Annotated in this window: 7 protein-coding genes; all 7 read right to left on the bottom strand. The window is 62.6% G+C overall.

Translation table 11 applies throughout. The annotated features are described in order from the left end of the window. Positions 1-18: 18 nt before the first annotated feature. The 7 genes from MGEO_RS00380 to MGEO_RS00350 are packed head-to-tail and all read right to left on the bottom strand — an operon-like array spanning position 19 to position 13,029. Entirely contained in the window at positions 19-1,650 is a 1,632-nt protein-coding gene (locus tag MGEO_RS00380; protein ID WP_085634719.1) for an alpha-D-glucose phosphate-specific phosphoglucomutase, read from the bottom strand. Then, on the bottom strand, positions 1,647-3,623 hold the full coding sequence (gene malQ, locus MGEO_RS00375) for a 4-alpha-glucanotransferase (protein WP_085634718.1): 1,977 nt from the start codon (positions 3,621-3,623) through the stop codon (positions 1,647-1,649). Before malQ ends, MGEO_RS00380 begins: the two co-directional genes overlap by 4 nt. Next, a complete protein-coding gene (gene glgX, locus MGEO_RS00370; RefSeq protein ID WP_085634717.1) occupies positions 3,620-5,728 on the bottom strand; it encodes a glycogen debranching protein GlgX in 2,109 nt (702 codons plus the stop codon). Before glgX ends, malQ begins: the two co-directional genes overlap by 4 nt. Next, on the bottom strand, positions 5,728-7,161 hold the full coding sequence (gene glgA / locus MGEO_RS00365; protein ID WP_085634716.1) for a glycogen synthase GlgA: 1,434 nt from the start codon (positions 7,159-7,161) through the stop codon (positions 5,728-5,730). Before glgA ends, glgX begins: the two co-directional genes overlap by 1 nt. A 1-nt stretch (position 7,162) precedes the next feature. Continuing rightward, positions 7,163-8,422, bottom strand: a complete 1,260-nt coding sequence (gene glgC / locus MGEO_RS00360; protein ID WP_085634715.1) for a glucose-1-phosphate adenylyltransferase — start codon at positions 8,420-8,422, stop codon at positions 7,163-7,165. Positions 8,423-8,446: 24 nt separating this feature from the next. Beyond that, positions 8,447-10,654 carry a 1,4-alpha-glucan branching protein GlgB gene (gene glgB / locus MGEO_RS00355; RefSeq protein ID WP_085634714.1) on the bottom strand — a complete coding sequence of 736 codons (2,208 nt, stop codon included), beginning with the start codon at positions 10,652-10,654 and terminating at the stop codon, positions 8,447-8,449. Next, positions 10,651-13,029, bottom strand: a complete 2,379-nt coding sequence (locus MGEO_RS00350) for a glycogen/starch/alpha-glucan phosphorylase (protein WP_085635218.1) — start codon at positions 13,027-13,029, stop codon at positions 10,651-10,653. The genes glgB and MGEO_RS00350 overlap by 4 nt, the downstream gene beginning before the upstream one ends. Positions 13,030-13,050 lie beyond the last annotated feature (21 nt).

The raw sequence follows: 13,050 nt of genomic DNA, 5'->3' as shown, positions 1-13,050 counted from the left end.
GTCGAGATACTCAATCGCTCAGGTCATCACGTTCGGCGCTGTCCGTCCGGTGCGCTCGGTCAACCCGCTGATCAGCGCCGTCGCCTCGGCGATGTCCTTGAGCGCCGTCTGAGTCTCGATGTTCAGATCGCCCTCCGGTACCTCATAGCGCTCCAGATACACCCGCAGCGTCGCGCCTTCGGTCCCGGTGCCTGACAACCGCAACACCGCCCGGCCACCGCCTTCGAAATTGATCCGAAGCCCCTGATTATGGCTCACCGACCCGTCCACCGAATCGTGGTAGGAAAAGCTGTCTGCCATCGTCACGGTACAGGCTCCGAATGTCTGCCCCGCCAGATCGTCGAGCTTGGCCGTCAGGTCGGCCATCAACCCGTTCGCCGCTGCCGAGTCCACCGCCTCGTAATCGTGGCGTGAATAGTAGTTGCGGCCATAGGTCTGCCAATGGTCCTGCAGGATGTCTTTTACCGACATCTTGCGCACCGCCAGAATGTTGAGCCACAGCAGCACCGCCCAAAGCCCGTCCTTCTCGCGCACATGGTCGCTGCCCGTGCCCGCGCTTTCCTCGCCACACAGCGTCACGCGCCCGGCGTCCAGCAGGTTGCCGAAGAACTTCCAGCCCGTCGGAGTCTCGAAACACTCCACCGCCAGCGCTTCGGCCACCCGGTCACAGGCCCCGCTTGTTGGCATCGATCGTGCCACCCCCGCGATGCCGCGCTCATAACCGGGTGCCAGATGCGCGTTGGCAGCCAGCACGGCCAGACTGTCGGAAGGCGTCACGTAGACGCCTTTGCCAAGGATCATGTTCCGGTCACCATCCCCGTCCGACGCGGCCGCGAAATCAGGCCCGTCGTCGGACATCACCATATCGACCAGCGGCTTGGCCCAGATCGGGTTCGGGTCGGGGTGACCCTTGCCGAAATCCACCGACGGCACACCGTTCAGCACCGTACCCTCAGGCGCACCCAGAGTGTCTTCCAGAATGGCCTTGGCGTATGGCCCGGTCACCGCGTGCATGGCGTCGAACTTCATCGTGAAGCCACTGGCAAACAGCGCCCGCAGCGCGCCGAAATCGAACAGCTCTTCCATCAGCGCGGCGTAATCCTCGACCGGATCGACGATCTCCACCGCCATATCGCCCAAGGAAACCGTGCCGATCTGCCCAAGGTCGATGTCGGCGGTGTCCAACGTCTTGTAACTGCTGATCGTCTTGGTCTGCTCGAAGATCGCGTCGGTGATCGCCTCGGGCGCAGGGCCGCCGTTCGAGATATTGTATTTCAGGCCGAAATCCTCATCGATGCCGCCCGGGTTGTGGCTGGCCGACAGGATCAGACCACCGTCGGCCCCGCGCTGTCTGATCAGGTTCGACGCCGCCGGGGTGGACAGCAGCCCGCCCTGACCGACAATCGCCAAAGCCGCGCCATTGGCCGAGGCCATGCGCAGGATCGTCTGGATCGCCTCGGCATTGAAGTACCGTCCATCCCCGCCGATCACCAAGGTCTTGCCCGCAACCCCGCCGATCGCATTGAAGATCGACTGCACGAAACACTCGACATAGCCCGGCTGCATATAGACGCGGGTCTTCTTGCGCAGACCCGAGGTGCCGGGTTTCTGGCCCTCGAACGGGGTGCAGGTCTGGGTCAGGATCGTCATGCGGGTTCCTCCTCGGGGTGGTCCGTGTCTTCTTTGTGTGGGGATGCGCCGCGCGTGGCGCGCATCACATCCGAAATATGTCGCAACGCAGAACTCTGTTCCATCGCCTCGATGGGCACGCTCAGCCGCCGCCGCCAGTTGGGGTGCTCGTTGATCGTGCCGGGCAGGTTCTGCGCCTCAAGCTCACCAAACACATCGTCCATCTGCATCGATACCAAGGCAGCGGGCGACTGCGCCAAGCCGCGATGGATCGTGTCCGCGATCTCACCAATCCGCGCAGTGCTGGGGATCGCGCAGACATCCCGCAGGCTGGCGCGTTGTTTGGCGCGGTGGCTGTGCCGCGCGGCGCGGTCGCCTGAGGACAGCCAACCGACCCGTTGCCACCATTCGACATCGGTGCCATGCCAGAACCCGCTCAGCGTCGGTGTGTCATGGGTGCCGAAACAGGCAAGGCTGTAGGGCGGCAGGGTGTCGGCGGGCAGGATTTCCCCGAGATGGTTCGCCTCGAACTGCCAGACCGCATAGCTGTAAAGTCCCGCGTCATTCATCGCTTTACGGAACCCGTCTGGCACCAGCCCAAGGTCTTCCCCCACCACCAGACAGCCCGCGCGATGCGCCTCGATGGTGATAACGGCCAGAAGAGAGTCGAGCGGCTGCGTGATATACCCGCCCGGACTGCCATCATCAGGCAGCCAGAAGCTGCGCAGCAGGCCCAGCGCATGGTCAATCCGCAGCACGCCGCATTTCGCCATCAGCCGTCGCAGCATAGACCGCAACGGCGCATAACGTGCCCGCGCCAGCGGCCCCGGGGCGTGTGCCGCCAACGCCCAGGATTGCCCCTCGGGGCTCAGGTGATCGGGTGGCGCACCGATGGTCACACCTTTGGCAATCGTATCGGCGTTCATCCAGACCTCGGCCCCGTCCGGGCGCGGACCCACCGCAAGGTCAAGGTACAGCCCAAGCGCCATACCCGACTGCGTCGCCTGAGCCTGCGCGGCGTCGATCTGGGTGTCGGCAAGATATTGAAGCCACAGATGGAACTCTGCCCGCTTGCCCGCCGCTTTGCGTGCCTCTGCGCCGGGCGTCTGCAGCGCTGCAGGCCATGTGCGGAAATCATGTCCGTGGGTTTCGCTGATCGCTTCGAACTCGGCGAACTGGCGGGTCTCATCAGAACAGGTCTTGCACCATGCTGCAAACGCGGCGGTGTCGCGTGTCTTGAACTGTGCCTCCAAAGCGGCGCGATGCCGCTCGCGGAACGAAGAATAGTCGATGAGGTCGGCCTCGGGCGACGGTCCCAGCCCGCTTTCGACCGCAATATGGTCGATGTTGAACATGCCGCGATGTGAGGGCGAGTAGGGGCTGATGATCTCGTCCATCGCCCAGCCCAGCGCATGCAGCGGGTTGACCCCCAGGAACTGCGCCCCCGCGCGCCCGAAGGTCGCCGCAACGGCCCCCAGATCGGCGTAATTTCCCAGCCCGCCATTCGAGGCGGACCGCAGACCGTACAGCGCCCCGGTCGTACCCCAGCACCTGTCCGCGCGCGACTGCGTCGCCAGCTCCGGCGCGCGATGCGGGCGGACCATGACGAAGGTTTCGCTGTCCGAGGCGCCGTTCAGATGCAGGGTGTAATATCCGACCCCAAGGCGCGGCAGGTCTACGGCCCCGGTTGCCCGCCCCTCGGAAACCACAGCCCCGGCCTCATCCATCAGCGCCCAATCACAGGTGCGGGCGACAGGCACATGGATCGGATCGCCCGCGAAAGCGATGATCTCACCCATCCCTGCCTGTGCCGACCGAGCCGCCAGTGCCTCTGAAACCATCGCGGGACTGTCTGCGTCCGTCCCCAGCGCCTTGAGCAAGGCGCGCAGCGTGTCCGGGCTGGCCTCGTGCCGCACGCCATGCAGGTCGAAGAAGTCGAGATAGACGCCCTGCGCCTGCGCCAAGGCGCGCAGGTTGTCGTCGGCGCTGCTCATTGCGCTGACCCGCGCTTGAGGACAAAGGCGCTCACCGATTGCGCGGGCACGCTGATCCGCTCCCCGACAATCGGCGTCGGCGTTTGCGCCGCCTTCGAAGTGTCGATCTCGCGCACCCAAAGGTCCTGTGCGGTGGTGGGCAGCAACAGATCGAGCTCGCCCTCCGTCCGATTGAACGCGAGGAACACCTCATCGCTCAACGCTTTGCCCGTCACGCTTTCGGCATTGCCCCGCAGGTGGAGGCAAAGGGTGGCCAGATCGGCATCGCCCCAGTTGAGCGGTTTGCCGTCGAACCCGCGCCATTCGACATCCTTTCGGCGGTCGGTCTCGCGCGTGGCGCCGTGCAGGAAATCCATCTGCCGCAGGATCGGATTGTCCCGCCGCACCCGCGATAGCGCCGCAGTGAACGCGATCTGCTCCGGGTCAAGCGAGGCCCAGTCGATCCATGTGGTTTCGTTGTCCTGACAATACGCGTTGTTGTTGCCGTTTTGAGTGTGCCCGCCTTCGTCGCCCGCCAGCAGCATCGGCGTGCCCTGTGACAGAAAAACGGTGGCCAGCATATTGCGCTGCCGCCGCGCGCGTTGGGCACGGATCGACGGGTCTTCGGTCGGCCCTTCAACACCGAACTTCTCGCTGAAGTTCGCCTTGTGCCCGTCGCGGTTACCCTCGCCATTCGCCTCGTTGTGGCGTTTTTCATAGCGCGTGGTGTCGCCCAGCGTGAACCCGTCATGCGAGGCGGCATAGTTGATCGAAGACCACACCCGACGCCCGCGCTTGTCGAACACATGCGCCGTACCCAGAAGCGCCGATCCCAACTCCTGCGCGCCATGCGCATCACCGCGCCAGAATTTGCGCACGGTGTCGCGATAGTGGTCGTTCCATTCGGCGAACTTGGCCGGGAAGCCGCCCAACTGATACCCGCCGGGGCCAATGTCCCACGGCTCCGCGATCATCTTGACACCGGCCAGCACCGGGTCCTGCCGCAGCGCGGTCATGAACCGCCCCGTGCGGTCGAACCCATCCGCCTCGCGGCAGAGCGTCGTGGCCAGGTCGAAGCGGAAACCGTCGACCCCCATCGCCTGCACCCAGAACCGCAGACTGTCGAGGATCAGCCGCGTGACAAACGGATGCGTCACGTTGAGCGTGTTCCCGCAGCCCGTGTCGTTCACATAATAGCGCGGCGCATCGTCCTGAAGGCGGTAGTACGATGCGTTGTCCAGACCACGGAACGACAGGGTCGGCCCAAGCTGATCTCCTTCCGCTGAATGATTGTAGACCACGTCGAGGATCACTTCGATCCCGGCGGCATGGAACCGGTCCACCATCGCGCGGAATCCGCGCACCCCTTCGGGGCCGAAATAGCGCGGTTCGGGGGCGAAAAAGCCCACCGTGTTGTAGCCCCAGTAATTGACCAGCCCGCGCCCCGAAAGCGCCCCTTCGGACTTGATCGCCTGAACGGGCAACAACTCTACCGCTGTCACCCCCAGTTTGGTCAGATGGTCGAGCATCGCGGGCGTTGCCAGCCCATCATAGGTGCCGCGCAGCGCCTCGGGCACAGCCGGATGGCGCATGGTCAGGCCCTTGACGTGGCCCTCATAGATCAGCGTGTCGTGCCAGCCTTTGGACAGCGGCTGCGCATCCAGTGGGAACAGCCCCGGGTCCGATACCACCGATTTCGCCACAAAAGGCGCGCTGTCGCGGCTGTCAAAGGACAGATCACCCTCGGGCGATGCATGCTGGTAGCCAAAGGTGGCCGTGTGATCGGTGAACGCCCCGTGAAATTCGCGCGTGTAGGGATCGACCAGCAGCTTGTTCCGGTTGAACCGATGTCCCGCCTCGGGCGCATAGGGCCCCGATGCGCGGTAGCCATAAAGCGTGCCGGGCTGCACCCCGGGCAAATACCCATGCCACACCGCGCCCGTACGTTCCGGCAAGGGCAAACGCATCTCTTCGCGCATGCCATCGGGTGAAAACAGGCACAGGAACACCTGCTCCGCATGTTCCGAGAACACCGCGAAATTCGTCCCACCACCGTCGAAATGCGCTCCCAACCGCGACGGAGAGCCGGGTTCGAGCTGCGCAGAGACGGTGGCGTGATAGGTCATCAGAGAAGATCTGCGTAAAGATCACGATAGGCTTGGGCCGAGCTGTCCCAGCTCACCGGATGGCGCATGGCGGCGCGCTGCATGGATTGCCACAGCTTCGTGTCGGCATAGGCTTCAACCACGCGGTCGATCACAGCCGCCAGTCCTGTCGCGCTTACATCGTGGAACACGAAACCAGTCGCGGCCTTTGCCAGAATTGCGGCGACGTTGGCATCGATCACCGTGTCCGCCAGTCCTCCGGTGCGCGCAACGACCGGCAGGGTGCCATAGCGCAACCCGTAAAGCTGGGTCAGCCCACAGGGTTCGAACCGCGACGGAATCACGATGGCATCGCTGCCGGCCTGGAACAGGTGCGACAGCGCCTCGTCATAGCCGATATGGGTTGCGACCTGACCGGGATGGGCCATTGCGGCGTCGCGGAACCCCTGTTCCAGTTCCGGTTGCCCGGTCCCCAAAACCGCCAGCTGCGCCCCGCGTTCCACCAGATGCGGCACGGCCTCAAGCAGCGCGTCCAGACCTTTCTGGCTGGTCAGGCGGCTGACAACGCAGAAAAGCGGGCCAGAGCTTCCGCTGTCCAATCCCAGACGGTCACTCAGCGCCGCACGATTGGCCGCTTTCCGCTTCAGCGTTTTGACATCGTATGGCTGGGCCAATGCGGCATCGTCCGCCGGGTTCCACGCGCCGATGTCGATCCCGTTCAACAGCCCGCTCAGAGCTCCGGCACGCGACCGCAGCACGCCATCAAGACCCATACCGAACTCCGGAGTGAGGATCTCGCGCGCATAGGTCGGGCTGACCGTGGTGATCCGGTCCGAATACATCAGCGCGCCTTTGAGGAAGCTCAGATCGCCATGGTACTCCAGCCCCTCCGGGTGGAACCAGTCGGTCTTGAGGTGCAACTGGCCCAGAACCTGCGGCCCAAAGCGACCCTGAAAGGCGATGTTGTGAATGGTGATGATCGACCTCGGCGTGTCTCGGCCCGCCATGCGCAGATAAACCGGAGCAAGCGCCGCCTGCCAGTCATGCGCGTGGATCACATCGGGCTGGTAGCCGTCGATTGCCCCCATCGCGATCCGCGCGCCCGCCATCGACAGAGCACCGAAGCGCAGGTGGTTGTCCGACCAGTCACGTCCGTTTTCATCAACATAGAGGCCACCGGGGCGGTCAAACAGCTGTGGCGCATCCAGCAGAAGCAGCGTGATGCCCTCCGCTTCGACCTGCACGATCCGCCCGGACCCGCCCGGAAGGTCATCGAACTGAGCCACCTCCGTGCCCTTGGGCAAAAGCGGGAACAGCGCCGGATAGGCAGGCAAGACTACCCGCGCATCCACGCCCAAAGGTGCCAATGCGCCCGGCAATGCGCCAACCACATCTGCCAGACCTCCCGTTTTGACGAAAGGCGCACATTCGGAGGCGACCATCAGGACGTTCATGTCACTTTTCCAGTTTGTCGATCATCGATTGCGTAATCAGGCAGATCCCGTTCTCAGTCCGGCGGAACCGTTTGGCGTCTGCCTTCGGGTCTTCACCCACGATCAGGCCCGGCGGGATCTTCACACCCCGGTCCAGCACCACGTTCTTGAGATACGCGCGGCGGCCCACCTCGGCATAGGGCAGCGCGACCACCCCTTCGAGTTGCGAATAGGAGTGTGTCTTCACACCGGTGAACAGCAGGCAACGATACAGCGAGGAGCCCGAGATGATACAACCACCCGACACCATCGACGACACCGCCTGACCGCGGCGGCCCTCTTCGTTGTGAATGAACTTCGCCGGCGGCGTCAGTTCGGAATACGTCCAGATCGGCCAGTCGGTGGCAAAGATATCGAGTTCCGGTTTGAAATCGGTGAGATCGATATTCGCCTGCCAATAGGCGTCGATGGTGCCCACATCCCGCCAGTAAGGCTCGGTCTCGAGGCCCGACATGACGCAGGAGCGGCTGAACGGATGCGCCCGCGCGCCGCCTTCGGCCACGATGCCCGGAATGATGTCCTTGCCGAAATCGTTTTCGGACTTGGGATTGGCCGCGTCCTTCTTGAGAACCTCATAGAGGTACTCCGCCTCGAACACGTAGATGCCCATGCTGGCCAGCGCCTTGTCCGGGTTGTCTGGCATGGCGGGCGGATCGGCGGGCTTTTCGACGAATTCGAGGATCTTGTCGCTCTCGTCCACATGCATGACGCCAAACCCTTTGGCCTCTTCACGCGGGACGGCGATGCAGCCGACCGTCACCTTCGCGCCCGAGCGGACATGCTCTTCAATCATGAAAGAGTAGTCCTGCTTATAGATGTGATCACCCGCGAGGATGAGCACGTATTTCGGGCCATAGCCGCGAATGATGTCGATGTTCTGTGTCACCGCATCGGCGGTGCCTTTGTACCAGTTGTCCTCGTCCAGCTGCTGCGAGGCCGGCAGGATATCGAGCGACTCGTTGCGTTCCGCGCGGAAAAAGCTCCAGCCGCGCTGGATGTGGCGGATGAGGCTGTGCGCTTTGTATTGCGTGGCCACGCCAATGCGCCGGATGCCCGAATTGACGGCGTTCGACAGCGCAAAGTCGATTATCCGCGTCTTGCCTCCGAAATAGACAGCCGGTTTCGCCCGGATGTCTGTCATTTCCTTCAATCGGCTGCCACGCCCACCGGCGAGAATGAAGGCCATGGATTGTTGTGCCAGGCTAAATCTGTCTTCTTTCATGTGGTCCTCCCCAGAGCCAAATGTTCAGCCGAGTGTCAGTTCGAAGAACACGGTTGCCAATGGCGGAACCGTGATTTCGATGGAATACGGGCAACCGTGCATCGAGATGTCCTCGGAATGCGCACCTCCCGGTGTGCCCGTATCAGTGCCGCCATACAGGCTGGCGTCAGTGTTCAGTTTCTCAGTCCAGTGGCCCGCCTGCGGCACACCAATACGGAACCCGGTGCGCGGCACCGGGGTAAAGTTCGACACCACCAGAACCGGTGCGCTGCCGTCCTTCCCGTAACGGACCCACGAAAACACGGAGTCCGCCGCGTTGCCGCCGTCGATCCAGCGGAAGCCGTCCTGTGACGCATCCTTTTCGTAGAGCGCAGGCGTTGCCCGATAGAGCGTGTTCAGGTCACGCACCAGCGATTGCATCCCCTGATGCGGGCCATACTCCAGCAGATGCCAGTCGAGGCTGCTCTCGTTGTTCCACTCTTCGGACTGCGCGAACTCGCCTCCCATGAACAACAGCTTCTTGCCGGGATGGCCCCACATGAAGCCATAGTAGGCCCGCAGGTTGGCAAAGCGCTGCCAGTCATCCCCCGGCATCTTGCCGAGAAGCGAGCCTTTGCCATGCACTACCTCGTCATGGCTGAGCGGCAGGATGAAGTTCTCCGAAAACGCGTAATGCAGGCCGAAGGTCATCTTGTCGTGGTGGTATTTCCGGTTGATCGGGTCTTCGGCCATGTACCGCAGGGTGTCGTTCATCCATCCCATGTTCCATTTGAAGCCGAAGCCAAGCCCACCGCTGCTCGTGGGTGCGCTGACCCCCGGAAAGGCGGTGCTTTCCTCGGCGGCGGTCAGGATGCTGTCATCGGCGGCATAGACCACTTCGTTCATATGCTGCATGAAGGCGATGGCTTCGAGGTTCTCGCGCCCGCCATGCTGGTTCGGCACCCATTCGCCCTCTTTCCGCGAATAGTCGCGGTAGAGCATTGAGGCCACGGCATCCACGCGCAGCCCGTCGATATGGTATTCCTCGAACCAGAATTTCGCATTGGCGATCAGGAAGTTCTGCACCTCCGTCCGGCCATAGTTGTAAACCAGCGTGTTCCAGTCAGGGTGGAAGCCTTCCTTCGGGTCCGCATGTTCATAAAGCGCCGAACCGTCGAACCGGCCCAGCCCGTGCTGATCGGTCGGGAAATGCCCCGGCACCCAGTCTATAATGACACCCAAGCCCGCCTTATGGCAGGCATCGACAAACGCGCGAAACTCCTGCGGAGCGCCAAAACGCGAGGTCGGCGCAAACAGGCCTACGGGCTGATAACCCCACGATCCGCCGAACGGGTATTCGGAGATTGGTGTGAGTTCGATATGGGTGAAGCCCATGTCCTTGGCATAGTCCACCAGCATGGATGCGTGTTCGAGATAGGTCAGCGACCGGTTGCCCTCTTCCGGGACGCGCCGCCAGCTTTCCAGATGGACCTCGTAGATCGAGATCGGCTGGTCGATCTTCTGCTTTGCGCCGCGCTTGGAGAGCCAACCGGCATCGGACCACTCATACCCGCGCAGGTCGCGCACGACCGACGCCGTTGCAGGCGGCAGTTCCGCGCCGAACCCAACCGGGTCGGCCTTCAATGGTAGAAGCTGATGCGCGCTGTCGAGGATTTCGTATTTGTAGACGGTGCCATCACCAAGCCCGGGCAGGAAAATCTCGTGCACCCCGGTGGCACCCCGGCGGCGCATCACGTGGCGGCGGCCATCCCAGCCGTTGAAATCGCCCACGACCGACACACGCGCCGCATTGGGCGCCCAGACAGCAAAATGCGTGCCCTCGACGCCTTCATGTGTGCAGACATGCGCACCAAGTGCATCCCAAAGCTGATTATGTGTACCCTCGCCCAGAAGGTATTCGTCCATCTCGCCCAGCTTGGCGCCAAAGGCATAGGCGTCCTGTTCTTCCCACACATCGCTTCCGCGTGTCATGCGCAGGCGGTAGGCAAAGCGTTTCTTCCGGCGTGGAATCACACCCGCGAACAGCCCGTCATGCACCCGGTCCAGCGCCACGAGGGTGCGCCCGGTCTTGGCGTCGATCACCTCAACGCTGTCCGCTTCGGGGCGCATTGCGCGCATCACCAGCTTTCCGTCCACCTCATGCAGGCCCAGAACGGAAAACGGATCACCGTGCTGCCCCTGGGCGATGGCCTGGGCTGTGGGTTCGTCGATCAGGAGGCTCGCTTCCGTCATGCCGTCTTCCCAAGCTTGGCTTTGGTCACGCTCTCCGCGCCCCAGATGTCGCGGGCATAGCCCTTGATCGTGCGGTCGGACGAGAACCAGCCCATGCTGGCGGTGTTGACCAGCGCCATCGCGGCCCAGTTCGCCGGGTTGCGATAGGCGGTGTCGGCGCGGCGCTGCGTGTCGAAATAGCTGTCGAAGTCGCAGGTCACGAGGAAATAGTCATGGTCATAGAGCATCCCTACAAGCCCATGATAGCGGCTTGGGTCATGCGGTGCAAAACGCCCCTCGGCGATCTGACCAAGCACCCGTTGCAGCCGCGGGCTGGCCTCGATGGCAGCACGCGCGTAGCCGTGATGGGTGCGACGCTCCATCACCTCTTGTGCGGTCAGGCCGAACAGGAAGAAGTTCTCTGAGCCGACATGTTCGCGGATTTCGACGTTTGCACCGTCCAGCGTGCCGATGGTCAGCGCACCGTTGAGGGCAAACTTCATGTTGCCGGTGCCCGACGCCTCTTTGCCTGCCGTCGAGATCTGTTCCGACAGGTCCGCCGCCGGGATCAGCCGTTCGGCCATCGTCACGTTGTAGTTCGGGGGATAGACGATCTTGAGCTTGTCGCCCGTGACCTCGTCGGCATTGATAACCGCTGCCACATCATTGATCAGGCGAATGATGTCCTTGGCCACGAAATATCCCGGCGCTGCCTTGCCGCCGAAAATCTTTACTCGCGGGGTCCAGTCTGCGTTCGGGTTGTCGCGCATATCGTTCCATAACGCGACAGTCTCCAAAAGGTTCATCAACTGGCGTTTATATTCGTGGATGCGCTTGATCTGCACGTCGAACATCGCGTCCGGGTCAAGGCTGACGCCCATTGTCTGTAGGGTCCAGTTGGACAGGTTCGCCTTGTTCTCGCGCTTTGACGCGGTGAACGCCTCGATGAAGGCCGCATCGTCGCGCTTGGATTTGAGAGCGGTCAATTGTTCCAGATCTGTCACCCAGCCTTCGCCAATCGTGTCGGTGATCAGGTGGCGCAGCGACGGGTTGCAGCCATAGAGCCAGCGGCGCGGCGTGATGCCGTTGGTCTGGTTGATGATCCGCGTCGGGTGAATGCGGTGCAGATCGGCAAAGACCGTTTCCTTGACCAGATCGGTGTGCAGCGCCGAGACGCCATTGACCTTGTGCGCCATGATGAAGGCCAGTTCCCCCATGCGCACATCGCCATTTTCCAGAATACGCGGGCTGCCGGGGAATTCAGTCTGATGCGCGTGTTCGATGGCGCGGATGATTTCCAGATGGCGCGGCAGGATGCGCCCCATCAGATGCTCGCTCCACCGCTCCAGCGCTTCCGGCAGAAGCGTGTGGTTGGTGTAGGCAAGACATTTGCGCGCCAGCGGAATCGCCTCGTCCATCGGAATGTCGTGCTCATCCACCAGAATGCGCACCAGTTCCGGTCCTGCGATGGCCGGGTGCGTGTCGTTCAACTGGATCGCAACGTAATCGGGCAGGGCGCGGATATCGTCGTGGTCTTTCAGATAGCGACGGAGGAGGTCCATGATCGACGCGGCGGTGAAGAAATACTCCTGCTTCAGGCGCAGTTCCTTGCCGCTTTCGGTGGTATCGTCCGGATAGAGAACCCGGCTGATCGTGCGCGCCAGCGCCTCGGACCGACCGGCAGCAAGGTAATCGCCCCGGTTGAAGCTTTCGAGATCGAACTCCTTGGCAGGCTGCGCGGACCAGAGGCGCAGCGTGTTGCCCCAGTCGCCATTCCACCCGACCACGGGCGTGTCATAGGCCGTTGCCATCACCACCTCGCCGGGGTGCCAATAGGCTTTGCCCTCGTGATGATCGACATGCCCGCCAAAGCCGATGCGGTACTGCGACTCCGGCCGCTCGAATTCCCAGGCATGACGCTGGGTCAGCCAGGTCTCGGGTTTTTCGACCTGCTGGCCCTGGGCAAAGCTCTGCTCGAACAACCCGTGCTCATAGCGGATACCATAGCCGAAGGCCGGGATGCCCAGGGTTGCAAGCGAATCCATGAAACAGGCGGCCAGACGGCCCAGCCCGCCATTGCCCAGCGCGGCGTCGGGTTCGTCATGCACGATGGTGTCGTAATCCTGACCCAGCTCGACCAGCGTCGCTTTGACCTTTTCCTCCATCCGCAGGTTCGAGATCATGTCCTCGATCAACCGCCCGATAAGAAACTCCATCGACAGGTAGTAAACCCGCTTTGGAGAGGCCGCGTAAGTTTCCTTGGTCGAGCGGAACCATGTCTCCACCATCTGGTCCCGCAGGACGAGCGACAGCGCAATGCGCCAGTCATAGGTTGACGCATTCTCGGCGTCCTTGCCCAGCGAGTATTTCAGGCGGTTCAGAATGTCGGTTTTCATGGTCATCCGGATGCGTTCCAA

Origin of the sequence: Marivita geojedonensis, from assembly GCF_002115805.1 — a bacterium.
Taxonomy (GTDB): domain Bacteria; phylum Pseudomonadota; class Alphaproteobacteria; order Rhodobacterales; family Rhodobacteraceae; genus Marivita; species Marivita geojedonensis.
This window is presented reverse-complemented; position numbering and strand designations above follow the sequence as displayed.